The 24,245-nt window shown below is 66.2% G+C and carries 19 protein-coding genes; 10 read left to right on the top strand and 9 right to left on the bottom strand.

All coding sequences use genetic code 11. The features are described 5' to 3' along the window. Nucleotides 1-26: 26 nt before the first annotated feature. Nucleotides 27-542: a DUF2937 family protein gene (locus tag AC3WUF_RS09470; protein WP_492424815.1), complete on the bottom strand. Its 516-nt coding sequence runs from the start codon at nucleotides 540-542 to the stop codon at nucleotides 27-29. Nucleotides 543-666: 124 nt separating this feature from the next. Here AC3WUF_RS09470 and tgt point away from each other — a divergent pair, with 124 nt between their 5' ends. The 5 genes from tgt (at nucleotide 667) to cysC (ending at nucleotide 7,285) form a co-directional block, all read left to right on the top strand. Further along, nucleotides 667-1,800 carry a tRNA guanosine(34) transglycosylase Tgt gene (tgt, locus tag AC3WUF_RS09465; protein WP_492424813.1) on the top strand — a complete coding sequence of 378 codons (1,134 nt, stop codon included), beginning with the start codon at nucleotides 667-669 and terminating at the stop codon, nucleotides 1,798-1,800. 19 nt (nucleotides 1,801-1,819) lie between these two features. After that, nucleotides 1,820-2,692, top strand: coding sequence for a KPN_02809 family neutral zinc metallopeptidase (gene ypfJ / locus AC3WUF_RS09460; protein ID WP_492424811.1), 873 nt, complete (start codon nucleotides 1,820-1,822; stop codon nucleotides 2,690-2,692). Nucleotides 2,693-2,921: 229 nt separating this feature from the next. Next, the gene (locus tag AC3WUF_RS09455; protein ID WP_492424809.1) at nucleotides 2,922-5,534 is read left to right on the top strand and encodes an efflux RND transporter permease subunit; all 2,613 of its coding nucleotides are present in this window, start codon (nucleotides 2,922-2,924) and stop codon (nucleotides 5,532-5,534) included. Next, on the top strand, nucleotides 5,531-6,514 hold the full coding sequence (locus tag AC3WUF_RS09450) for a WD40/YVTN/BNR-like repeat-containing protein (protein ID WP_492424807.1): 984 nt from the start codon (nucleotides 5,531-5,533) through the stop codon (nucleotides 6,512-6,514). The genes AC3WUF_RS09455 and AC3WUF_RS09450 overlap by 4 nt, the downstream gene beginning before the upstream one ends. A 153-nt stretch (nucleotides 6,515-6,667) precedes the next feature. Next, nucleotides 6,668-7,285, top strand: coding sequence for an adenylyl-sulfate kinase (cysC, locus tag AC3WUF_RS09445; RefSeq protein WP_492424805.1), 618 nt, complete (start codon nucleotides 6,668-6,670; stop codon nucleotides 7,283-7,285). Between the two features lie 60 nt (nucleotides 7,286-7,345). Here the strand turns inward: cysC and AC3WUF_RS09440 are convergent, their stop codons facing one another. From AC3WUF_RS09440 to AC3WUF_RS09415, 6 genes are all read right to left on the bottom strand, one after another. Further along, on the bottom strand, nucleotides 7,346-8,428 hold the full coding sequence (locus AC3WUF_RS09440) for an OmpA family protein (protein ID WP_492424803.1): 1,083 nt from the start codon (nucleotides 8,426-8,428) through the stop codon (nucleotides 7,346-7,348). A gap of 5 nt (nucleotides 8,429-8,433) precedes the next feature. Then, nucleotides 8,434-9,033 (bottom strand): DUF3558 domain-containing protein, encoded by a 600-nt coding sequence (locus AC3WUF_RS09435; RefSeq protein ID WP_492424801.1) that lies wholly within the window; start codon nucleotides 9,031-9,033, stop codon nucleotides 8,434-8,436. A 14-nt stretch (nucleotides 9,034-9,047) separates the two neighbouring features. Further along, on the bottom strand, nucleotides 9,048-9,530 hold the full coding sequence (locus AC3WUF_RS09430) for a hypothetical protein (protein WP_492424799.1): 483 nt from the start codon (nucleotides 9,528-9,530) through the stop codon (nucleotides 9,048-9,050). A gap of 61 nt (nucleotides 9,531-9,591) precedes the next feature. Next, nucleotides 9,592-10,734: a hypothetical protein gene (locus AC3WUF_RS09425; protein WP_492424797.1), complete on the bottom strand. Its 1,143-nt coding sequence runs from the start codon at nucleotides 10,732-10,734 to the stop codon at nucleotides 9,592-9,594. Between the two features lie 62 nt (nucleotides 10,735-10,796). Further along, the gene (locus tag AC3WUF_RS09420) at nucleotides 10,797-13,661 is read right to left on the bottom strand and encodes a protein kinase domain-containing protein (RefSeq protein ID WP_492424795.1); all 2,865 of its coding nucleotides are present in this window, start codon (nucleotides 13,659-13,661) and stop codon (nucleotides 10,797-10,799) included. Nucleotides 13,662-13,744: 83 nt separating this feature from the next. Continuing rightward, entirely contained in the window at nucleotides 13,745-14,293 is a 549-nt protein-coding gene (locus AC3WUF_RS09415; RefSeq protein WP_492424793.1) for an ECF-type sigma factor, read from the bottom strand. A 230-nt stretch (nucleotides 14,294-14,523) separates the two neighbouring features. Here AC3WUF_RS09415 and AC3WUF_RS09410 point away from each other — a divergent pair, with 230 nt between their 5' ends. After that, nucleotides 14,524-17,028: a hypothetical protein gene (locus tag AC3WUF_RS09410; protein WP_492424791.1), complete on the top strand. Its 2,505-nt coding sequence runs from the start codon at nucleotides 14,524-14,526 to the stop codon at nucleotides 17,026-17,028. A gap of 63 nt (nucleotides 17,029-17,091) precedes the next feature. On the opposite strand, the gene AC3WUF_RS09405 is transcribed toward AC3WUF_RS09410, so the two are convergent. Together AC3WUF_RS09405 and AC3WUF_RS09400 are read right to left on the bottom strand one after the other, a co-directional pair. Next, nucleotides 17,092-17,580 (bottom strand): glutathione peroxidase, encoded by a 489-nt coding sequence (locus AC3WUF_RS09405; protein ID WP_492424789.1) that lies wholly within the window; start codon nucleotides 17,578-17,580, stop codon nucleotides 17,092-17,094. A gap of 89 nt (nucleotides 17,581-17,669) precedes the next feature. Next, nucleotides 17,670-19,409: an acyl-CoA dehydrogenase family protein gene (locus AC3WUF_RS09400; protein ID WP_492424787.1), complete on the bottom strand. Its 1,740-nt coding sequence runs from the start codon at nucleotides 19,407-19,409 to the stop codon at nucleotides 17,670-17,672. 141 nt (nucleotides 19,410-19,550) lie between these two features. Between AC3WUF_RS09400 and AC3WUF_RS09395 the strand changes: the two genes are divergently transcribed. The 4 genes from AC3WUF_RS09395 (at nucleotide 19,551) to secF (ending at nucleotide 24,230) form a co-directional block, all read left to right on the top strand. Then, on the top strand, nucleotides 19,551-20,876 hold the full coding sequence (locus AC3WUF_RS09395) for a UDP-glucose dehydrogenase family protein (protein ID WP_492424785.1): 1,326 nt from the start codon (nucleotides 19,551-19,553) through the stop codon (nucleotides 20,874-20,876). 222 nt (nucleotides 20,877-21,098) lie between these two features. Continuing rightward, nucleotides 21,099-21,365, top strand: a complete 267-nt coding sequence (gene yajC / locus AC3WUF_RS09390; protein ID WP_492425609.1) for a preprotein translocase subunit YajC — start codon at nucleotides 21,099-21,101, stop codon at nucleotides 21,363-21,365. Between the two features lie 66 nt (nucleotides 21,366-21,431). Next, nucleotides 21,432-23,285: a protein translocase subunit SecD gene (secD, locus tag AC3WUF_RS09385; RefSeq protein ID WP_492424783.1), complete on the top strand. Its 1,854-nt coding sequence runs from the start codon at nucleotides 21,432-21,434 to the stop codon at nucleotides 23,283-23,285. Between the two features lie 15 nt (nucleotides 23,286-23,300). Then, complete coding sequence (secF, locus tag AC3WUF_RS09380; protein WP_492424781.1) at nucleotides 23,301-24,230, top strand: protein translocase subunit SecF; 930 nt, start codon at nucleotides 23,301-23,303, stop codon at nucleotides 24,228-24,230. The last annotated feature ends 15 nt before the right edge of the window (nucleotides 24,231-24,245 follow it).

Here is a 24,245-nt window from a genome sequence, read left to right as displayed (position 1 = left end):
GGCTGAGCCGCGCCAAAGCGCGCGGCTCAGCGATTGGGCATCGGCTGGTAGCGGTTGGCCCTGCGGATCGGCCAGATCAGCAGGTTGAACAGACCGCTGGCCAGCAACCCGCCGATCAACCCGCACACACCCGCCTGCAGGTTCAGCGGCAAGCCTGGCGTGAAGGATTCTGCGGTCGCCTTCGCGATCGGCATGTCGACGTTGCGCGCCAGGAAGATCAGCTTGTCGATCAGGCTGTGGCCGGACAGCACCGCGATGGCGCTGTCGAGTTCGACCAGCCGATCGCGATCGCGCTGCATCTTGTCGCCCATGTCGCGCTGGGCCGGGTTGTCGTCGGTGCGGAAATCCGCGACCAGCCGATCGAGATCGCCGGCGTAATGGGTATCCGCGCTGCGCTGGTAATCGGCAACACTGTCGGCGACCGCCTGGCGATAGCCGCCGAGGCGCTGGGTGTAGTGATCGATGAACTGCGGCAGCTGCAGAAACAGCAGCAGCCCGCACGCGAACAACAAGCGATCCAGCATGCCGGAAACGAACTTCATCGGGGACATCCTTTCCCTGGGGGTTTCGACGCTACCCCTGCCTCCGGGGCAAGTCAAAGCAGCAGCAAGAGACGGGCCGGCATGGGACAATTCGCGCGTCATCGCCTGATGGGTCCGCGTCGCCGTGAAGTTTGAACTCATTTCCACGTCCGCTGCCGCTCGCCGCGGCCGCCTCAGCTTCGAGCGCGGCACGGTCGAGACGCCGGCCTTCATGCCGGTCGGCACCTACGGCACGGTCAAGGCGATGTCGCCGGAAGAGCTGCGCGGCGTCGGTGCGCAGATCATCCTCGGCAACACCTTCCACCTGATGCTGCGGCCGGGCGAGCAGCTGATCAAGGCGCTCGGCGGACTGCACAAGTTCATGCACTGGGACGGGCCGATCCTGACCGACTCCGGCGGCTTCCAGGTCTGGAGCCTGTCGGCGCTGCGCAAGATCACCGAGGAGGGCGTCAAGTTCGCGTCGCCGATCAATGGCGACCGCATCTTCCTGACGCCCGAGCGCGCGATCGAAGTGCAGCACGCACTGGGCTCGGACATCGTCATGCAGTTCGACGAGTGCACGCCGTATCCGGCCACCGAGAAGCAGGCGCGCAAGTCGATGGAGCTGTCGGCGCGCTGGGCCGTGCGTTGCAAGACCGCGCATGGCGACAATCACGGCGCGCTTTTTGGCATTGTGCAGGGCGGCATGCACACCACGCTGCGCCGCGAGTCTCTGCAGCGCCTGCGCGATACCGGTTTCGACGGCTATGCGCTCGGCGGGCTGTCAGTGGGCGAGCCCGAGGCGGAGCGTCTGCAGGTGCTCGATGCGATCGGCCCGGAGCTGCCGCCCGATCATCCGCATTACCTGATGGGCGTCGGCACGCCGCGCGATCTGGTGCAGGCGGTCGCGCGCGGCATCGACATGTTCGATTGCGTGATGCCGACGCGCAACGCGCGCAACGGGCATCTGTTCACCAGCCTTGGCGTCGTCAAGATCCGCAACGCTCAGTACAAGGACGACGGCCAGGCGCTGGATCCGGCCTGCGACTGCTATACCTGCGCCAATTACTCGCGCGCCTACCTGCATCATCTCGATCGCTGCAACGAGATTCTCGGTTCGCGGTTGAACACGATTCACAACCTGCGCTACTACCAGACGCTGATGCAGCAGATCCGCACTGCGATCGAGCAGGATCGCTACACTGCATTCGCCGAGGACTTCCTGGCGGGACCGGCCGGCGCCTCGGCGCGCAGCCGTGCCGGAGCCAGCGCCGCATAGCCTTTCGCCGGAGACCGCAATGAAATGGAAGTCGGGCAGCCGCAGTGACAACGTCGTCGACCGGCGCGGCATGAGTCCGCGCGGCGGCGGCCCCGGTGGCAAGCTGGGCTTGGGCGGCGTCGCGATCGTCGTCGTCGTCAGCCTGCTGCTCGGCAAGAATCCGCTGGAGATGCTTGGCTTCGTCGAGCAGGTGACGCAGGGCATGCCGGCCCCGGCTCAGGAGCAGGGTGTCGCTCCGCCGCAGAACGACGAGGGCGCGGAGTTCGTGCGCAGCATCCTCGGCGAAACCGAAGTCGTCTGGGCCGATTATTTCCAGAAGGCCAAAAGCCATTACGAAGCGCCGAAGCTCGTGCTGTTTTCCGGCGCGGTGAGTTCCGCCTGCGGTAACGCCAGCTCGGCGTCCGGGCCGTTCTACTGCCCCGGCGATCATCAGGTCTATCTCGACATGTCGTTTTTCGAGGAGATGCAGCAGCGCCTGGGCGGCGGCGGTGATTTCGCCTATGCGTATGTCATCGCCCACGAGGTGGCGCATCACATCCAGACCCTGATCGGCATCAGTGCACGGGTCAACGATGCGCGTCGCGCCGGCAAGGATCTCGAAGGCGACGGTGGCCTGCTGGTGCGCCAGGAACTGCAGGCCGATTGCCTGGCGGGCGTCTGGGCCCATCGCGCCGAGCAGCGCCTGCAATGGCTGGAAGACGGCGACATCGAAGAGGCGCTGAATACCGCCTCGGCCATCGGCGATGACCGCCTGCAGAAGCAGGCCCAGGGCACGGTCGTCCCGGACGCTTTCACCCACGGGACTTCGGAGCAGCGCGTGCGCTGGTTTCGCACCGGTTTTGCGTCCGGCGATCCGGACCGTTGCGATACCTTTGCGGCAAGCCAGCTTTAGGCCGCGCCGACCGGCCTGTTCGCTGCGCTGGGTGGTCTAATTCGCCGGTAAACAGGATATGCTGGGCCGAAGCACAGGAAGCTTTTAAGTTACTTCAGCTTCCGGCGGATTTTTAACGAATTGGGTTGCCAGCGCAGTTTGGAGCGGGGCGGTCGAGGGGCCATCCCGGTGCGCGTGCAGCACACGATATCAAGTAGTCATTAGCAGTCATTTTTGGCAGGGGGAGTCCATGCACGGCGATGCCCGCGGCGCTTTTTCGCAGATGTTCATCCGTGTCACCGAGCCGATCGTGTTCGGCCGCCGTGGCCGGACCCTGACGGTCCTGTTCTTCATGACCTTGCTGATGGCCTGGCAGGCCTCGCAGCTCAAGCTGGATACTGGCTTCGAGAAGCAGCTGCCGCTGCAGCATCCGTACATGCAGATCTTCAAGAAGTACCAGGCGCAGTTCGGTGGAGCCAACACGGTACTTTTTGCGCTGGTGCTGAAGGAAGATGCGCCGCAGAAGGACATCTACAACGGCGAGTTCCTCGCTTCGCTGAAAGGCCTGACCGAAGCGGTCGCCTTCACGCCGGGCATGGACCGCACCCGCGTCAGCTCGCTGTTCACGCCGGACGTGCGCTACGTCGAGGTGCGTGAGGAGGGACTCTACGGCGGCAACGTCATTCCCGCCGAGTACTCGCCGGCGCCGGAAATGCTCGACCAGGTGCGCTCCAACGTCACCAAGGCCAAGATCATCGGCCGCCTCGTCGCCAACGATTCGCGCGGCGCGATGGTGTTCTCCGAGCTGCTCGAACTCAATCCAGTCACCGGCGACAAGCTCGACTACGTCAAGACCGCGCACCTGATCGAGGACGTGCGGCGGCATTTCACCGAACCGAAGATGTTCGAGTACAAGCTCAAGGTCGACAGCCCGCCGTACAAGGCGGGCGATATCGCGACGACCACGTACAGCGATCCGCGCGGTTTCATGTTCCGCTTCAAGACCGTTGACGGCGTATACCAGCTGCCCAACGGCGAGATCGAGCTGCACCCGATCAAGGGCAGCGATCTGGAAGTCACCGAAGTCGCCAATCCGGACTACAACCCGAATGTCGATGTGCACATCGTCGGCTTCGCCAAGGTCGTCGGCGACATTGCCGATGCCTCGCTCGAGGTCGTCGGCTTCTTCGCGCTGACGATCTTCCTGACCTGGATCATCCTCTGGTGGTACACCGGCTCGCCGCTGATCGCGCTGATCCCGCTATCCTGCGGCATCCTCGCCGTGGTCTGGGAGCTGGGCATCCTGCACATGGCGGGCTACGGCCTCGATCCGTTCGCGATCCTGGTGCCGTTCCTGGTCATGGCGATCAGCGTCTCGCACGGCATCCAGATCACCAGTTTCTGGTTGTATGAAGTGGCCGAGCATGGGCACAACAGCCTCGACGCCTCGCGTGCGACCTATCGCCGTCTCGTCATCCCCGGCATCACCGCGCTGCTGACCAACGTCGTCGGCTTCGGCACGATCCTGCTGATCCCGGTCGGCATCGTGCAGGAGATGGCGATCAACGCGATGTTCGGCCTGGTCGCGGTCATCGTCTGCAAGAAGATTCTGCTGCCCTGCCTGCTGTCGTTCGCCAAGCTCAACGATCCGATCAAGTTCCGCGACCATCAGCGCCGTCGCGATGCCGCGTTCGAGCCGGTCTGGCACTGGCTGTCCGGTATCACCGCCAAGCCGGTTGCTGCGATGGTGCTTGGCGTGGCGATCCTGACCTGGGGTTATGCCGAATACGTGTCGAAGGATCTCGCCATCGGCGAACTGCATGACGGCGTGCCGGAGCTGCGCCCGGATTCGCGCTACAACAAGGACAGCGCGCGCATCGTCAGCGAGTTCTCGATCGGCGTCGACGTCATCAAGGTCATTGCCGAGAATCCGGCCGACGGCTGCATCAACCACGAGGTCATGGAAGAGATCGACCGTTTCGCCTGGCGCATGCAGAACACGCCGGGCGTGCAGTCGACGCTGTCGATGCCGCAGGTCGCGAAGATCGTCTTCAACGCCTTCTCCGAAGGCTCGCCGAAGTGGCTGACCCTGCCGCGCGAACCGGGCGCGCTCGTGCTTGCCGGCCAGCGCTTCCCGACGTCGACGGGCTTCCTCAACAACGATTGCAGCGCGATGCCGGTGTTCATCTTCACCGCCGACCACAAGGCGGAGACGATCGACACCATCATCACCGCGGTCGAGAAGTTCTCTTCCGAACAGGGCCCCGAGCCGCTGGTGAAGTTCAGCCTCGCGACCGGCAACGTCGGCGTCATGGCCGCCGCCAACGACGTGATCGAGGAAACCGAGTTCACCGTACTGGCCTGGCTGTTCCTGTTCATCGGCATCTGCGTCTGGGCCTCGTTCCGCAGCCTCGCTGGCCTCGTCTGCGTGCTGGTGCCGCTGGCGCTGGTGTCGGTGCTGACCTATGCGGTGATGGTGTGGCTCGGCATCGGTCTGAAGATTTCGACGCTGCCGGTGGCCGCGTTCGCCGCCGGTATCGGCGTCGACTACGGCATCTACATCTACAGCGTGTTCGAGGAATGCGTGAAGGAGAAGAAGATGACGCTGCGCGCCGCTTATGCGCAGACCCTGCACCAGACCGGCAAGGCGGTGATCGTCACCGGCCTGGCGCTGGCCGCATCGGTGTGCACCTGGTTGCTCTCCGGCCTGCAGTTCCAGGTCGACATGGGCATCCTGCTGACGATCATGTTCCTCGCCAACGCCGTCGCCGCGGTCATCCTGCTGCCGGCCTTCGCGGCGTTCCTGCTCAAGCCGGACCCCAACGCGACGTCTGATCGTCCCTCTGCCGGAGCCGCCGCATGAAGCGCCTGATCCGTAGTGCGGCCACGCTGATGGCCCTGGCCGCCACCGCTGTCGCCATGCCTGCCGCTGCCGAGGGCCTCGGCAGCTTCAAGCCGCGTGCCGCCGAAATCGCGCCGCTGGCGGCGACCAGCCTGCTGCTCGACATCAAGCCGGCCGGCCAGACGCTGGTTGCCGTGGGTGACCGCGGCACGATCATGCGTTCCGAGGACGGTGTGGCCTGGACCCAGGTCGCGGTGCCGCTCAACGTCGCGCTGACGGCGGTCGCGTTCGCCGATGCCCAGCAGGGTTGGGCGGTCGGCCACGACGGCACCGTTCTGCATACGGCTGACGCCGGCAAGACCTGGAACGTGCAGCGCTTCGAGCCGGAAAAGAACCAGGCCCTGCTCGGCGTCGTCGCGCTCAGCCCCGAAAACGTCGTCATCGTCGGCGCCTTCGGCGTGCTGATGTCGACGACCGACGGCGGCAAGACCTGGGCCGATGTCGACGCACCGGTGATCCTTGAAGAAGGTCTGCATCTGAATGCGATCACGCGCCTGAAGACCGGCGAGCTGTTCGCGGTCGGCGAAACCGGCCTGCTCGGCATCAGCCCGGACGGCGTGACCTGGGAGCGCCTGACGCTGCCTTACGACGGCTCGCTGTTCGGCGTGCTGCCGGTGGGCGAAAAGGGCGCGGTTGTGTTCGGCCTGCGCGGCAACGTCCTGCGCAGCGACGACGTCCGCGGCGGCCAGTGGTCGGCGGTCGATATCGGCACCGTGCTGTCGATGTTCGGCGGTACCGTGCTGCCGGACGGCGGTGTCGTACTCGTCGGTGGCGACGGCGCGATCGTGCACATCGCGGTGGACGGCAAGGTCAGCCGTGCGCAGATCGAGATGCCGATCACCTCGCTCGGCGGCGGTTCGCTGGCGGCGGTGATGGCCTGGAAGGATGGGCTGATGATCGTCGGCGAAGCCGGCGTCAACAAGGCGGTCATTCCGAACTGAGGATTTAGGGGTCTGCCGGCGGCGCAGCCCCAGCGGCTGCGCCGCCTTTTTTTGTCCTGAACAAGACAATCCGGCCGGCGCAAGCTGCATCTGGCGCTGGTCAAATCGTGGCCGCGTCCTTAATCTTGCAGCCCTTCGACACCCCTGCAACGGATGAACGCCTTGGAACCGACCGTCAAAGCCACCAACGTCGTGTGGCACGCCCATAACGTCTCGCGCGCGGACCGCGCGGCGCAAAAGAAGCAGCAGCCCTGCGTGATCTGGTTCACCGGCCTGTCCGGCGCCGGCAAGTCGACCGTCGCCAATGCGCTCGAAGGCGAGCTCTTCCGCCTCGGCCAGCACAGCTACCTGCTCGACGGCGACAACGTCCGCATGGGCCTCAACAAGGATCTCGGCTTCGGCGACGCCGACCGTGTCGAGAACATCCGCCGCATCGGTGAGGTTGCCAAGCTGTTCGCCGACGCCGGCCTGATCGTGCTGACCGCGTTCATCTCGCCGTTCCGCGCCGACCGCGAACTGGTCCGCAAGCTGCTGCCGGACGGCGAGTTCTTCGAGGTGCATGTCCACGCCGCGCTGGACGTCTGCGAAAGCCGCGACCCGAAGGGCCTGTACAAGAAGGCGCGCGCCGGTCAGATCAAGAACTTCACCGGCATCGACTCGCCATACGAGGCACCGGAGCATCCGGAGCTGACGATCGATACCGGGGCGCTGAGCATCGAGCAGTCGGTGCAGAAGCTGCTGGCGTTTCTCAAGGAACGCGGCAAGCTGTAAGCGCCGCCTGCAGCAAAAAGGCCCGCGACACCGCGGGCTTTTTTGTGGGCGACGCGCCGCTCAGCGCGGCAGCGCGAGCTCGACGCGCCGGTTGCGCGCGCGGCCTTCCAGCGTCGTGTTGTCGGCAACCGCCCGTATCGCACCGAAGCCCTGTGCGCGCAGGCGGTCGCGCAGTGCGGGATCGATCGCGATCAGCGCGGCGCGCACCGCCTCCGCGCGGGCCTGCGACAGAGCCTGATTGCCTGCGGCGGCGCCGACATTGTCGGTATGGCCGTCGAGCGTCAGCTCCGCGTCCGGCAGTGCGCGGAGGGCTGCTGCGATCGTGGCGAGCGCTGCGCGGGACTCCGGCCGCAGCACCGCGCTGCCGCTGTCGAAATACAGGCCGGGCAGGGCGATCCGCTGTTGCTTGCGCAAGGCATCTCCCAGCGTCTGCGGCGGCTGTGGCAGGTCGATGCGCACGACGCGCAGCACGGCCTTGCCGATCTTCCATTGCAGCGCGAGCGGATTGCCATCGTCGTCGAGCAGGCTCAGCTCGGCGTCCATCCAGGCGCCGTTCTTCGCGGTGAAGCGGCCGCTGGCGACGATCACCGGCAAGCTGCGGGTCTGCTGGTTGACGAGCACCGCCAGCGTGTCGCGCCGCAATCGCTGCAGCTCGCCCTTGAAGCGCAGATTGGCGTCGCGCGTCAGCGCCCCGAGCAGCGCCGGGTCGGGCAGCCCGCTGGGTGTCGACAGGCCACTCTGCATCCAGCGCTCGCCGCCGATCAGCGAGAACGCCGCGCTACCGTTGTTGCGCAACTCGTCGAGCACCCGCCTGGAGACGCCGGTCGCCGTCGTGCCCGGATAGTCCTCCTCGACGCCGTTTTCGAAGCTGTGCCGGTAGGCGCGGGCCTCCGCGACGTCGACATCGTGGACCAGCCTCTCGGCAGCGACCGGCGTGTGCTGTCCGTCGCTGTTGCGCAGTTCCGCGCTGTAGCGCAGGCGCCAGAGATCATCCTCGCGGGCGATCCAGGTCTTCAGCGATTCGTAGTCGCCGTCCTTTTCCGCCACCGCGGTGACGATGGTGAGGCCGGCGATCTGAGGAATCTGCGTCTCTGCCTGTGCGGCTCCGCAACAGCAGGCCAGCAGCAGCGCCGCAACGCGCATCGCGATCAAAGCCGCGACACCGCGGTCCGTGCCGCTGCTTCCAGGCGCTGCTCGAAGCCCTTGAGCTTGCCGTCCTTGGTCATGCCGGTGATGTTGATGCTGATCACGGTCTTACCCTTGCGCACGACCAACTGCTGGGTGCCGATCAGGTCGGCATTGCTCCCCGAGCGCCAGGCGGCATCGCCGAGGCCATCGATCTCCTGGCCGGACTTCTGTATCTTGCTGCCGGCCTGGTCGTTGATCAGCGCGTTGAGGGCGCCGGGTGCGTTGCTCATCGCGTCGAACATCGTCTCGGCCTGTGCGACCGAGCTTTCGCGGGCGAGCTGGACCATGACCATCGTGAACATGCCGGGATTGCCGGCGCTGGCCCAGACGCAGTTCTCCGGCTCATCGCCCATCAGGCCGACCTCCTGGCCGATGATCGCGCCGGCTTCCTCGGCGGTGACCAGCGTGCAGGCCGGCGGCAGCGGTTTCTGCGCTACCGCAACGGCCTTCGGCGGCGCACTCTGGCTCGGCCATTCGGACGCACCCGAGTCGGCGCCTCCACAGGCGGCGAGGGCCAGCAAGTGCGTGGCACAGACAGCCGCGATGATTGTTTTGCGCATGATCGGAACCTGTCTCAGAGCTTGGGCGCGGCAACGTTGGCGTAGAAGTAGCGAACGCGAGTGCCCTCGGTGGACTGTGCATGCACGAGTCCGTCCTTGCCGATGTAGACCTTCGCGCTGCCCGAAGGCAGGCCGGGCACGTCGAGCGTGTAGGCGTAGACACTGGTCTTGATGCCGTCGACCGTTTCGTCGCCGAGCTTGCGGCAATCCTTGATCGAGAACGTACCGCTGCGGATCTGCGCGATCATCTTGTTTTCGGCAGCGCCCAGATCGACCTTCATCTCCTGCCAGCGCTCGCCGGTGTTCATGTAGGTCTTGCCGCCGGTGCGGATCGCCTCGAGGCGGGTGCCGTCGTCGGACTCGGTGATCGTGTGACGGCTGGTCTGCTGCCCCGTCTTCTCGGCTGCGGCGAGATAGGGTTCGCAGGCGGCAGGTGCGGCCTGCGCCGCGCCGCTGGCGAAAAGCAGGACAAGGCAGGCGAGTCTTGAGTGGTTCATCGAAAACTCCGGGCGGTGATATCCAGAGAACGGGGCAGGCGCACAAAACCGGACATTGCGCTCACTGAATCGGCCCGACGTTGAGGCCGAGGCAGATCGTCCGACCCTTCTTGACGCGGTTGACGCAGGCTTCGCCGCCGCCGATGTCGGCGCGGTAGCCGGCGCGGAACACGCCTTCGCCATTCGGATCGCGGCTGGTGACGTTGCCGCCTTCGGAGTTCTCGCTCTTGCCGATCGTGACGACGGCGTTGCCGGCCGCGTTGTAGGCGGCGACCAGGCGCTCGGCGCCAATTAGACCGGCACCGACCGTGCCGTCCTTCGCGAAGGCATGAACTACACCGGCGCCGTCATCGTTCGCCGCCAGTGCCGCGCTGTTGCGGCTGCCGTTGCCGACATAGACGATGCCGGTGCCGGACGTCGCCGGGTTCTCGCCCGCGGCGGCGATGGTCCGGCCGGCCTTGTCGTAGAGCCGCAGCGCGACGCTCTTGCCTAGCACCGCGCCGAGTCCGGCGGCTGGCTTTCCGTCCTTCTCGACGCTGAGGCCCAGATTGTCGGTTGCCGCCGTCAGGCTGACCGTACGCGCTTCGGTCGCGAGCACATCGACCAACGCCTTGCCGTTGCCGGCGCTGAGCTGCACTGCGTAGGCGCCGCTCTGCACGCCGACACGCGCCGGTGCGTTTGGTTGCGCGATCAGCGCGACCTGGTTGCCGGCGTCGCTGCCGAGCAGTAGCGCGCCGTCGGCGCTCAGCCTGAGGATCGTCTTGCCGCCGGCGCCTGTGACGCTCAGTGGTGCCTTCAGTGTTGTGCCCGCTGCCTCGAGCCTGGCGACGCGGTCTTCGAGCGCCTGCAGACGGGCATCGTTGCCGCCCGACGGCGCGGGATTGGATCCGCCGCCCGGCTGTTGCTTCAGCGCTGCGAGCTGTTTCTCCAGCTCGGCGACCTTCTGCTTCAGTGTCTCGACATCGCCCTTCAGGCTGGCGCTGCGGTTGTTGGCGTCGATGATCCAATCGGATACCGCGTCGTTGTACCGCTCCTGGTTATTGATTGGAGGAAAGCCGGGCCGGTAGTCCGGTGTGTTCATGCGCGGCCCAGTCGGATCGGCCGACGGATACTGGCTGGGCGGATAGTAGCCGGGCACCGCGTGGGTCACTCCGGTGGCGAATAGCAGCAGTGCGAGAAATCCTGCCTGAGTCTGGAAACGCATGTCCTGCTCCGTGCGTGTGGATACCGGAGCGAACGCGTTGCGGTGCCGAAACCGGACATCGCTCAGCCGGGGCGCAGCGTCCTTCTGTGAACTGTCGCACTGTCCGGCGCGTCGTAGCGCGCGCTGGCTGCGGCGGCTTCGTCCTCCAGCGCCTGTGCGGCGTCGACTTGCCCGTCTGCCGTCAGCACGTCGGCGCGGATGCGTTGCAGGTACGGCCCCATGCGAACGTCGCGGAAGCCGGTCACTGCGGCCCATACCTCCAGCGCCGCTGCGCTTTCGGCTAGCGCACGCGCGCGATCGTTCTGCGCCAGTGCAACGCGCGCAAGTCCGCCATGTGCGAGGGCGATGTGCGCAAGCTTGCGCCCCTCGGCGTGTTCGATGATCGCTTCGAACTGCGCGCGTGCCTCGATCGGCTGCGCATGGTCGAGCAGGAAGCGGCCCCAGCTTTCGCGAGCGGCCATCACCGGCTGATTGCGTGGCTCGTCGTGACGCAGGTAGGCGTCGAGCGCAGCCTTGAGTTCGCGGGCCGCGTCGTCGTGCCGACCGGCGCGCGCATAAGCCTCGCCGAGGAAGCGGCGCGACAGGCGATGCTGGAACTCGAAGGCCTGCTCGCTCGCGAAGTAGCGCGACGCGGCTTCCAGTTGCGGGATCGCCTCGGCGGCGCGGCCTTCGGCGCTGAGCCGGTCGCCGTAGTTGAGACGCTGTAGCGCGAGATCGCGGTCGAGGCGGTCGAGTGGCGGCAGCAGCGGGATCAGCAGCGCGTACTCGCGTAGCGCCGCTTCGCGCTCACCGGCCAGGTGCAGCGTGCGCGCGGCCTGGCCGCGCGGCCCCCAGGCGGTCGGCGAGTTGGCGCCGGTCGTACGCTGCGCGTACTCGGCGGCGGTGCGAAACGCCGCACCAGCATCGGCGAACTGGCCCATCTGCTGATAGGTGATGCCGAGGTTGCCCCACAGCGTCTGAAGTTCGGCATCGTTGCTTTCAGGCAGGCTGGCGGCGACATCGATCGCGCGCCGCGTGACACGGACGCTGTCCGCCATCCGCAACTGGGTCTGCTCGAAGCTCGCCAGCTCCAGCAATGCGGTGACATGGCTGCGACTGTGCGGGACCTGTTCGGCGAGCAGCTGTACCGCGCGCTCATAGGCGTCGCGGGTCGCGTCGCGCTGCTCGGGATTGCTTTGCAGGCGCAGTCCCTCGTTGATCCACCACAGCGCGCGGCGTTCGGCATCTTCATCGCCGGCAGCGCGCAGCAGCGCATCCGCCTGCAGCTGTGCCTGCGCGCAGCGCTGCGCATCGGCGCGCGCGCAGCTGCGCGCGCCGGTTTCCACGGCGGCGTCGAGCAGGTTGGCGTGATGCGGACCATAGTGGCTACGCACGAGTTCGAGCTGGCGCGCCTGCAGCGCCTCGTAGGCCTGCTCTTCGCCGAGCTCGCGATAGATGTCGGCGACGCTGCGCAACAGTTCGATCTGCACCTCAGGATCGTCGGCGAAACGCGCGTCGATACGCGCCGCCGACAGGTCGAGCAGTTCGCGCGCGCTGATCTGACCGCGTGGACGATCACTGGCAATGCGCGGGTCGCTGGCCTTGAACACGCTGAGCAGGAAGTCCTTGACGGCAGTGGCACGGCGCGCCTGCTGCTCGGCTTCGCGCGCCTGCCACATCACGCCGGCGGCGCCGGCCAGTGCGACCAGCAGCAGGGTCGCACTGAATGTCGCACCGAGCCGGTGGCGGCGCAGGAACTTGCCGGCAAGCTGCAGGCGGCCGATGCGCCGCGCATGGATTGGTTCGCTGTGCTGCGCGCGGTCGAGGTCGGCGGCGAAGGCTTCGACCGACGCATAACGCTGCTCGGCATCGGCACTGAGCGCCTTGGCGAGGATCGCGTCGAGATCTCCGCGCAATGCGCGACGCAGCGCCGGCACTCCGAGTTTGCCGGTGTTCTGCGCGTGCGCGGCATCGACACGGCTGGAGGCGCGCGGCGCATCGGCGCGGCTGGCGTTCGCGAGATCGAGACGTGGGCCGCCGTGCCGCTGGAACGGGCGCTGCCCGCACAGCAGCTCGTAGAGCATGACGCCGAGTGCATAGACGTCGGTGGCCGTCGTCACCGCATCGCCGGCGAGCTGCTCCGGCGCGGCATAGTCGGGTGTCGCGGCAACGCCGCCGAGCCGCGTCAGCGCAGTGAGCTCTCCAGGCGCGTCGCCGCTCAGCAGCTTGGCGATGCCGAAGTCGAGCAGCTTGGCTCGCGCCTGCGGATCGACGAGAACGTTGCCGGGTTTGAGATCGCGGTGGACGACCAGCCGGCTGTGCGCGTACTGCACTGCGGCCATGACCTGGCGCATCAGCGCGATGCGTTCGGCGAGCGTGGCACCGTGTGCCCGGCACCATTCGGTGATCGGTTTGCCCTCGACGTGCTCCAGGGCCAGATACGGCTGGCCACCGTCGGCGAGGCCGGCATCGTAGAGCGCGGCGATATGCGGATGGTTCAGGGACGCGAGGATGTCGCGCTCGCGATCGAAGCGTTCGCGCACCGCGCCGGCCAGCAGATGCGCGTGCGGCAGCTTGAGCGCGACCGCGCGCTTGATGCGGCCGTCGGCATGGCCGGCGAGCCAGACCACGCCCATGCCGCCCTGGCCGAGCTCGCGCTGCAGCACGTAGGGGCCGACGCGCTGCCTGGGCTGGAAACTATTGCCCGGATCCGCGGCGGGCAGGCGCGGCGCATCGAGATAGTCCCGGGTCGGGGCGCCTGTGGGATGCAGCAGGATACGGCGCAGCCAGGGCAGGACCTCCGCATGGCTGGCATCGAGACTGGCGAGCCAGCGCTGGCGCTCGTTTTCCGGCAGGTCCAGCGCCTCATCGAGCAGGCACGAGAACAGCGGCCACAGTGCCGGCGGGCACTGGGCGGGGGGGTTCTCGGTGGTGCCGGATGTTGTCATTGTTACGCGGTGACTCGAATTGCTCTCCTGCAGCTCGAACGGAACCCTGCCTGTAAACCGGACATCGGTTCTTGCGCCGCCCTCTAGGCGAGCATGTCGCGCAGCAGCAGCCGCGCCTTTTCCCAGTCGCGGCGCACGGTGCGTTCGGTCAGGCCGAGCAGCTCGCCGATCTCGGTTTCGGTCAGACCGCCGAAATAGCGCATCTCGACGACCTGTGCCAGCCGCGGTTCGAGCTGCTCGAGGCTGCGCAACGCTTCGTCGACTCGCAGCGGCTCATCCTCGGCGGCGGCCTGGTCGGCGACGAAGGTATTGAGCGTGACATGCAGCGCACCGCCGCCGCGGCGTTCGGCGAGCCGCTCGCGGACCAGATCGACGATGACCGAACGCATGACCCGCGACGCGTAGGCGAAGAACTTGCTGCGGCTTTCGACCTTCAGCGTGCCCGCCGCGGCGAGCTTGAGGTAGCTCTCGTTGACCAGCGCGGTGGTGTCGAGCAGGCTCAGGCCACCGGCCGCGTGCAGTCGCGCGCGTGCGAGTTTCTTCAGCTCGTCGTAGGCGGCGTCCCAAAGCGCGTCGACGGCGACGCCCTGGCTGCCCTGCGCTGTTTCGATGACTCCGGTGATGTCCGTCATGCCGCCCGCCCTCTGAGCGTCCGATGTTAGCAGCGCCGTCAGCGGCGGAGTGCGACCGATGTCCGGATTTGCGCGGCGTTTGCGTTTGCGGGGATAGGGACCACAGCGGGTGCCGGTACCCGGAAATGGGTGTCGCGCATTTTTGCCAGGCAGTGGGCCACTTCGGATCCGGCGGTTTGCCCGACGCTATCGCCGGGGCGCGTTTCGTCTTGTCTGATGGGAGTGGGGAAATGAATTCTGTGTCGCGGCGTGCAATTACGGTGCTTTCGATCGCCTGCGCTGTGTTCTTGAGTGCCTGCAATTCGGGTGGAGATGGCGAGGCGGTGGAGCCGACCCCCACGTCGACCGCCACGCCCACCGCGAGTCCGAGCGCGGAGCCGACGCCCACTCCGACTGCGACGCCGACCGCTACGGCTACGGCGACTCCCAGCGCGACACCGGCGCCGACGCTGACGCCGACCGCGCTGGGCCATCCGCGCCTGTGGCTGACGGCCAGCGACCTGCCGCGTCTGCGCTCGCTCGCCGTCGGCGGCAATCCCTATTGGGAGGACGGCCTGAAGCTCGCCGCCGAGCGCGCCGTCAATGACATGGACGAGGGCAGGGTTGCCGAGGACTGTGGTGACGTCGGCTACACCGAATATCCGACCGAGAGCTACGCGGCGTTCTTCGGCTTCCTGTCGCTCGTTGCGCCGGAAGCGCAGCGCGCCGGCTATGCGCAACGTGCGCGCACGCTGTTGATGACGATCATCAACGAGGCCGACAAGGGGCCGGCGCCGGCGCGCAACTTCAACTGCGATGGCAACCAGCAGTATCCGCGCTTCCGCCACCCGGATTTCGCGACCGAGGACCGCGACCGTGCGCGCTATCACGGCGAAGCCTTCGGCCTGACGGTCGACTGGATCTATCCGAGCCTGAGCGGCGCCGACCGCGCCGCGATCCGCCGGGTGTTCCTGCGCTGGAGCAGCGAGATCGTCAATCGCGGCTATCGCCATCCGGAGCCGGTCGGCCTGCTCAACGATCCTTCTCTTTACGCCGACAAGTACCAGCGCCGCTTCGCCGCCAACAACTACTACGGCGCGCACATGCGCAACCTCGCGCTGATGGCGCTGGCGCTCGATGCCGGCGACGACGCCGGCGGCCAGCTGCGCACCTATCTGAACACCGCGACCGGTGCGTACTTCTACATCTTCCGCGAACTCGTGCGGATCGACTCGGCCGGCGGCCTGCTGCCGGAAGGCTTCGAGTACAGCCCGCAGACTGCCGCGTACCACCTGCAGTTCCTGCTCGCGCTGAACACTGCCGGTGCCGGCGGCGACGATGCGCGGGCGATCGACACGATGCCGTTCTGGAGCGATTTCGTGACCGCGTACTTCCATTCGCTGTCGCCGGCCGCGGTCGTTCGCGAGGAATCGCGCGGTGCCGAGTATCTGCCGGCGTTCTACGGCGATGCGCAGGAGTATCAGCTGCCGGACTTCGTCAACAGCTTCGCGCCGCTGGGGATCCATGACCGCCGCAACGGCGGCAATCCGGCGCGTCTCAACGCGGCGCGCTGGGCGGTGCTCAACACGCCGGTCGGCGGCGCCGCCGAAGTCATGCGGCGCATCTCCAACCCTGCCGATCTGCGCGAGGCGATCCTTTACTTCATGGTGCTCGACCCGGCGGCGACGCCGACCGATCCGCGCCCTGCGCTGGCGACGCGCTACTACGCCAGCGGTCCAGCGCGAATGTTCGCGCGCAGCGGCTGGAACGCCGATGCCAGCTGGTTCACCTACGCGCTGTCCTGGAACAGCATCGATCACCAGAATGCCGAAGGCAACAGCTTCGCGATGTTCCGCAAGGGCGAGTGGCTGACGAAGACGACGCTCGGCTATGCCGACATCGGCGAGAGCATCGCGAGCACCGAGTATGCGAACGGCCTGTGCATCGAGAACGACCGGCCGGACCGTGACAACAGCGACTACCGCATCGACCTGTGGCGGCGCGGCAGCCAGTGGTATCTGGGCAGCGACGATGCTCCGGTCGTCCGTGCGCGCAGTTTCGGTGCCGACTACGCCTATGCGCTCGGCGACGCGACGACGCTGTACAACTCGACCAATGAATCGAGCACCGATGTGCTGCTCGCGAACCGCAGCATCGTCTGGCTGCAGTCCGACCGGGTCTTCGTCTACGACCGTGCGCAGACCAGGAGCGCCAACCGCTTCAAGCGCTTCTGGCTGCAGTTGCCGAATCCGGCGACGATCAGCGGCAACCGCGCGACGGCACGCACCGATGGAGGGCAGTCGCTCGGCGTCACCAGCGTGCTGCCGAGCGGTGCCGTGCTCGCGAGCGTGACCGGCGATGCCTACGATCCGGACATCGAGCGCAAGATCGCCAACAACGAGCCGATGACGGCGCGCCTGTCGATCACCGCGCCGGGCAATCCGCAGACGGCGCGTTTCCTGACCGTGCTGCAGGGTGCCGACAGCAACGCGCAGCTGCAGGCGGTCAGCGGTTTCGCGAGCGGCGACAACGCATGGCAGGGCGCGGCCGTCGGCAGCGATGCGGCGATCTTCCCGGCAACCGTCGGCAACGCCGGGGCATTCACGCTGACGCTGCCGGCCGGCGCGAGTCGGGTGCTCATCACCGGCCTCACTCCGAACGCCGGCTACACCGTGACGCGCAGCGGCAATACGCTGACGCTCGCTGTCGGCGGCACGGCGACGGCCGACAGCGGTGGCGTGCTGCAGCTGCGCTGACGCCGGCCCGAAAAGCAGAAGCCCGCCGGGAGGCGGGCTTCTGTCGTGCAGGGAACCGCGGAATCAGAGTAGCTTGGCGATATCGCCGTCGATCTTCTCCGGCGTATCGATCGAGCCGTAACGCTTGACGACCTTGCCGTCCTTGCCGACCAGGAACTTCGTGAAGTTCCACTTGATGCCCTCGCTGCCGAGCACGCCCGGCGCCGCGGACTTCAGGTGCTGGTAGAGCGGATGGGCATTGGCGCCATTGACGTCGATCTTCGCGAACATCGGGAAGTCGACCTCATAGGTCAGCGAGCAGAAGTTCTTGATCTCGTTTTCGTCGCCGGGTTCCTGATGACCGAACTGGTCGCTGGGAAAGCCGAGAACGACGAGGCCCTTGTCCTTGTACTTGCGCCACAGGGCTTCGAGGCCCTTGTACTGCGGCGTGAAGCCGCACTTGCTGGCGACGTTGACGATCAGCAGGACCTTGCCGGCGTATTCGCCGAGGGACTGCTGCTTGCCGTCGATCGTCTTGGCTTCAAAGCCATACACCGTGTCCGCGCTGCCCATGCTGTGCTCCTGCGAAATGAATGCCGGGATGAGAGTGACCGCGATTCTACGCGCGCCCGCACCCGGAACGGCAAGGGCTGGCCGATGGCTCAGAAGTTCGCGGCTTCGAGCTCCATCATCGGCGTCGCGCTTTCGCGGACGTTGGCGAGCAGGGCAGGCACCTGCGACAGCATGCGGCTGGCGAAGAACTCGCCGGTCACGCGCTTGGCCTTGGCAAAGCCGGCGTCGGCATGATTGGAACTGGCGCGGACCATGCGCAGCCAGTTCCAGCCCAGGTAGGTCAGGGCAAAGGCACGCTGGTAGTCGCAGCAGCCGAAGGCGGCATCGTCCGGCGTGGACTTGTAGCTCTGCTGCACCCACTTCGTCGTGTCTTCGAGCGCATCGAGCGCGGCCTTCAGCGGACCGGCAAGCGATTCCGGGCCGGCGCCGAGGTCGGCACGTGCGGCGGCGAAGAAGCGGCCGGGCAGGCGGCCGTTGTGCATCGTCAGCTTGCGGCGCACGAGGTCCATGGCCTGGATGCCGTTGGTGCCTTCGTACAGACAGAGAATCTTGGAGTCACGGACGATCTGTTCGACGCCGTGTTCCTTGATGAAGCCGTGGCCGCCGTAGACCTGGATCGCCAGCGAGCCGAGGTCGACTGCGGAGTCGGTGCAGTAGGCCTTGACCAGCGGCGTGTTGAGATCGACCCAGTCCTGTGCGACTTCGCGTACCGCCGGATCGGCGTGGTTGCGGGCGATGTCCACGTACATTGCAGTTTCGTAGGCGAGCACGCGCGCGCCCTCGGTCGTCGCCTTCATCTGCAGCAGCATGCGGCGCACATCGGGGTGCTCGATGATCTCGGCCTTGCCGTTGAAGGCCTTGCCCTGCTTGCGGTCGATCGCGTAGCGGATCGCATTCTGCGTCGCCAGCTCGCACTGCCCGAGGCCCTGGAAGCCGACCATGATGCGCGCCAGGTTCATCATGACGAACATGTTCTGGATGCCCTGGTTCGGCGAGCCGACGATCCAGCCCTTCGCGCCGTCGAACTGCAGCACGCAGGTCACCGAGCCGTTGATGCCCATCTTGTGCTCGATGGACTGCACGCTGACGCCATTGCGCGCTCCGAGCGTGCCGTCGGCGTTGACGAGGAACTTCGGCACGACGAAGGTCGACAGTCCCTTCACGCCGGCCGGCGAATCGGGTAGGCGCGCGAGCACGAAGTGGACGATGTTGTCGGCCATCCGGTGTTCGCCGGAGGTGATGAAGATCTTGCCGCCGTCGAGCAGGAAGCTGCCGTCGGCCTGCGGCGTCGCCTTGGTCTTCGCGGCGCCGACGTCGGAGCCGGCCTGCGGCTCGGTGATGCACATGGTGCCGGCCCATTCGCCGGTCGCCAGCTTCGGCAGATAGGTGTGCTTGAGCTCGTCGGTGGCCGAGGCCTCCAGCGCCTCAAGGCAGCCCTGGGTCAGGCCCGGGTACAGCGCAAAGGCAACGTTCGCCGAGCACAGCATCTCCTCGATGACCTTGCCCAGCGTGAACGGTAGGTTGGCGCCGCCGTACTCGGACTTCTGCGAAATGCCGATCCAGCCGCCCTCGCTGTACATCTTCCAGAACTCGGGGAAGCCCTTGGGCACCGTGACTTCGCCGTCCTTGAGGACGCAGCCCTGGGCATCGGAGCTGGAATGGAACGGCGCGAGCTGCTCTTCGATCAGCTTGGCGGCTTCCTCGACCAGGCCCAGCAGGGTGTCGGGGCTGGCTTCGGCAAAGGCTTCAATGGCGGTCAGCTGGCCGACCTTGAGCACGTCGTCGAGGACAAAGTTGATTTCGCGCAGCGGCGCCTTGTAGCTGGCCATGTGCCGGTCCGGTGTCAAAATGGGGGCGTCAGGCTAGCACAGCGCTCCTGCGCGTTGACCTACCCAGACAGGCAGCGAACCCGACAATTCTTGCAACAGTGCGCCCCTTACAATGCGCGCTTCTTCCGAACAATCACGGCCATGAAAGTCACTGTTTTCGGTTCCGGTTATGTGGGTCTGGTCACCGCTGCCTGTCTTGCCGATTCCGGCAATCAAGTGGTCTGCGTTGACGTCGATGCGGCGCGCGTGCAGATGCTCAAGGACGGCCACTGTCCGTTCTACGAGCCGGGCGTCGATCAGCTGCTGATCCGCAATGCGCGGTCCGGACGCATCCAGTTCACGACCGACGCCGCGCAGGCGGTCGACCACGGCCAGATCATCTTCATTGCGGTCGGTACGCCGCCGCAGGAAGACGGTTCGGCGGATCTGCAGTACGTGCTGCAGGTCGCGCGCACCGTCGGCGAGCACATGGCGGACTATCGGGTCGTCTGCACCAAGTCGACGGTGCCGGTCGGCACCGCTGCCAAGGTGCGTGCCGCGCTCAATGCCGCACTGGCCGCACGTGGGGCGCAGCTCAACTTCGATGTGGTCTCGAATCCGGAGTTTCTCAAGGAAGGCGCGGCCGTCGAGGATTTCATGCGCCCCGACCGGATCGTCGTCGGCACCGACAGCGAGCGCGCGCTGGACCTGATGCGCCAGCTCTACGCCCCTTACAACCGCAATCGCGATCGCCTGATGGCGATGGATATCGAGTCGGCCGAGCTGACCAAGTACGCCGCCAACGCCATGCTGGCGACGCGCATCTCCTTCATGAACGAGCTGGCGCTGCTGGCCGAATCGGTCGGCGCGGACATCGAAAGCGTGCGTCGCGGCATCGGTGCGGACAAGCGTATCGGCACCTATTTCCTGTACGCCGGTTGCGGCTATGGCGGTTCCTGCTTCCCGAAGGACGTCAAGGCACTGGTCCGCACCGGCGCCGAGCAGGGCCACGAGCTGAAGATTCTCAATGCCGTCGAGGCCGCCAACGATCATCAGAAATCCCTGCTGTTCGGTCGCCTGCAGGCGCATCTGGGCGACCTCAAAGGCAAGACCATCGCGCTGTGGGGGCTTGCCTTCAAGCCGAATACCGACGACATGCGCGAGGCGCCCAGCCGCGTGCTGATGGAGGCGATCTGGGCCGCCGGCGGCCGCGTCCAGGCCTTCGACCCGATCGCGATGGAAGCGACCCGCAAGATCTACGGCGAGCGTGCCGATCTCAGGCTCTGCGCCAGTGCCGAGGAGGCCTGCGATGCGGCGGATGCGCTGGTGCTGGTGACCGAATGGTCACAGTTCCGCAGCCCGGATTTCGCCGCGATCAAGGCGCGCCTGCGTCGTCCGCTGTTGCTCGACGGCCGTAATCAATACGACCCCGAGCAGCTGGCGGCCGAAGGCTTCGTCTATCAGGGCATCGGCCGCCGCCGGGCCTGATTGGCAGCCGGGGGTTGAACGGGCCCCGGCTGCCCCCAGAAGCGGGACAGGGGATTGCGACGAGGGTCGGGGGCAGCGGTCGGGCCAAGCCGCCCGTGGCATAATCCGCGCCTTCATTTTTCACCCCATGCCTTCATCGGCCTCCAGGGAGCCTGTTCTGTGCTTGATTTTCTGATTAGTCCTGCCTACGCGCAGGCCGCTGCCGCGCCGGCCAGTCCGGTCATGCAGTTCCTGCCGCTGATCGTGCTCGTCGTGCTGTTCTACTTCATGCTGATCCGTCCGCAGATGAAGCGCAGCCGTGAACATCGCGACATGCTCGGCGCGATGGCCAAGGGCGATGAAGTCGTCACCGCCGGCGGCATTGCCGGCAAGGTCGTCAACATCACCGACGCCTACATCACGGTCGAGATTGCCGACAACGTTGCGGTCAAGGTGCAGAAAGCCTCGATCACCAGCGTCCTGCCCAAGGGCACCCTGAAAGCGCTTTGATGGCGGGCTGTGCCGTTCGCCGCCGTCCCGTGCGGCGAACCGGTACGCCGCCGTGAGTTCCCGTTCATGAAATCCTATCCAACCTGGAAGTACGTCGTCCTGATTGTTGCCCTGATCTTCGGTGCGATCTACGCCGCGCCGAACATCTACGGCGATGACCCTTCGGTGCAGATCTCGCAGGCCAACGGCGAGCCGCTCAGCGCCGACTTCGGCGCCAGGGTCGACAGCATCCTTGCCGAAGGGCAGATGCAGGCTCACGGCCATGAGCTGGAAGAAGCCCAGTGGATCGTCCGCTTCGACAGCCCGACGGCGCAGCTGCAGGCCGCCGATCTGTTCAAGCGCGAACTCGGCCGTCAGTACGTCGTTGCACTCAATCTTGCTTCGAAGACGCCGGAATGGCTGCGTGCGCTGGGCGCCAAGCCGATGAACCTCGGCCTCGACCTGCGCGGCGGTGTGCACTTCCTGCTTGAAGTCGATGTCGACGATGTGCGCACGCGCGCCGTCGAACGCATCGTCACCGAAGTGCCGGCGGTGCTGCGCAAGGAAAACGTGCGTTATACGGCGCGCCGCCAGGCGGGCGACGCCGGCATCCTCGAATTCGCCAACGAGGAACAGGTCAAGGCCGCGCGCAAGGTGCTGGGCAAGGATTTCCCCGAGTACACGCTGACGACGCTGCCGAATTCCGCGCTGCAGCTGGAAGTGCGCCTCTCGGAAGGCGAAGCCAAGCGCATCGTCGACTTCGCGGTCCAGCAGAACCTGCAGACCCTGCGCAATCGCGTCAACCAGCTCGGCGTGGCCGAGCCGCTGGTGCAGCGCCAGGGGCAGAACCGCATCGTCGTGCAGTTGCCGGGCGTGCAGGACACGACCCGCGTCAAGGATCTGCTCGGCGCGACCGCAACCCTCGAATACCGCGCCGTCTCCGAAGACGACGCCTACGCCGCGGCCAGCACCGGCATCATCCCGGCCGGCACCCAACTGTTCTATACCCGTGAAGGCAAGCGTCCGGTGCTGCTCAGCCGCGAGATCATCGCCGGCGGCGACAACCTCATCGACGCTGCGGCAACCGCCGACGAGAACGGCGGCCCGGCGGTCAGCGTCAAGCTCGACGGTGCCGGTGCCAAGCGCATGTTCGCGTTTACCGAGAAGAGCGTCGGCAAGCCGATGGCGGTGCTGTTCAAGGAACGCGAAGTCGTCACCAACTACAACGCCAAGGGCGAGCCGATCCGCGAGCATCGCCAGGTCGAGGAAGTGATCTCGATCGCCAACATCCGCGGCGTGTTCGGTCCGCAGTTCCAGACCACCGGCCTGGAGAGCAAGGAGGCGCACGATCTGGCGCTGCTGCTCAAGGCGGGTGCGCTGGCCGCGCCGGTCGAGATCGTCGAAGAGCGCACGGTCGGTCCGAGCCTCGGTGCCGACAACATCCGCCAGGGTATGCAGGCGGCGATGCTCGGCTTCGGCCTGGTCGTGCTGTTCATGGTGTTCTACTACCGCGTGTTCGGCCTGTTCGCGATCTCCGCGCTGGCGCTGAACCTGGTGCTGCTGGTCGCGATTCTGTCGCTGCTGCAGGCCACGCTGACCATGCCCGGCATCGTAGGTATCGTCCTGCACATGGGTATCGCGGTCGACGCCAACGTGCTGATCTACGAACGTATCCGCGAAGAAATACGCGGCGGGGCCAAACCGCATACGGCGATCGAGCTCGGCTACGAGCGCGCCTTCCTGACGATCGCCGACGCCAACGTCACCGGCCTGATCGCGACGCTGGTGCTGTTCGCGCTTGGCGAAGGTCCGATCAAGGGCTTCGCGATCACGCTCGCCATCGGCATCATCACCTCGCAGTTCACCGCGATCGTCGGTACCCGTGCGCTGGCGCAGCTGGTCTTTGCCAAGCGCCAGATTAAAGAACTGCCGATCTGGTAACGCGGAGCACACATCATGAAATTCTTTGCACGCGTTCCCAATTTCGACTTCATGGCCCAGCGCAAGGTGGGCTTGATCGTCTCCACCGTGCTGACGATCGCAGCAATCGCGCTGGTCCTGGTTCGCGGCCTGAACCTGGGTATCGATTTCACCGGCGGTGTGCTGGTCGAGGTCGAGTATCCGCAGACCGTCGAACTGGACCACGTTCGCAGCGATCTGGGTTCGGCAGGCTACGAGCGGGCGGTCGTCCAGTATTTCGGCGCGAGCACCGCGGTGCTGATCCGCCTGCCGCCCGAAGCAGACGTCTCGTCGGCCCAGGTCAGCACCAACATCCTGCAGGCGCTGCATGCCGATGAGCAGAAGATCACGCTGCGTCGCATCGAGTTCGTCGGTCCGCAGGTCGGCGAGGAGCTGGCGAACAAGGGCGGTCTGGCGATGCTGTTCGCCTTCATCGGCATCGCGCTATACATCATGTTCCGCTTCGAGTGGAAGTTCTCGGTCGGCGCCATCGCCGCGCTGATCCACGACGCCGTGATGGTGCTCGGATTCATGTCGCTGACCTGGATCGAGTTCGACATCACCACGCTGGCGGCGATCCTCGCGCTGATCGGTTACTCGAACAACGAGACCGTCGTCATCTTCGACCGTGTTCGCGAGAACCTGATCAACCAGCGCAAGGGCGACATCCTCGATGTCGTCAACCTGTCGGTCAACCAGACCCTGCTGCGCTCAATCATCACGCACTTGACGACCTTGCTGGTATTGATCGCGCTGCTGACACTTGGCGGCACGAGCGTGCACAGCTTCTCGGCTTCGCTGATCTTCGGCGTGATCGTTGCGACGTATTCGTCGATCTACGTCTCGACCAACCTCGCGGTTGCGCTCGGCGTCAGCCGCGAAGACCTGTTGCCGCCGGAAGACAAGGAAATCGACGAGACGCCGTAAGCGGCGTCTCGCAAT

The organism is Fontimonas sp. FW305-C-3, assembly GCF_058783185.1.
This window is presented reverse-complemented; position numbering and strand designations above follow the sequence as displayed.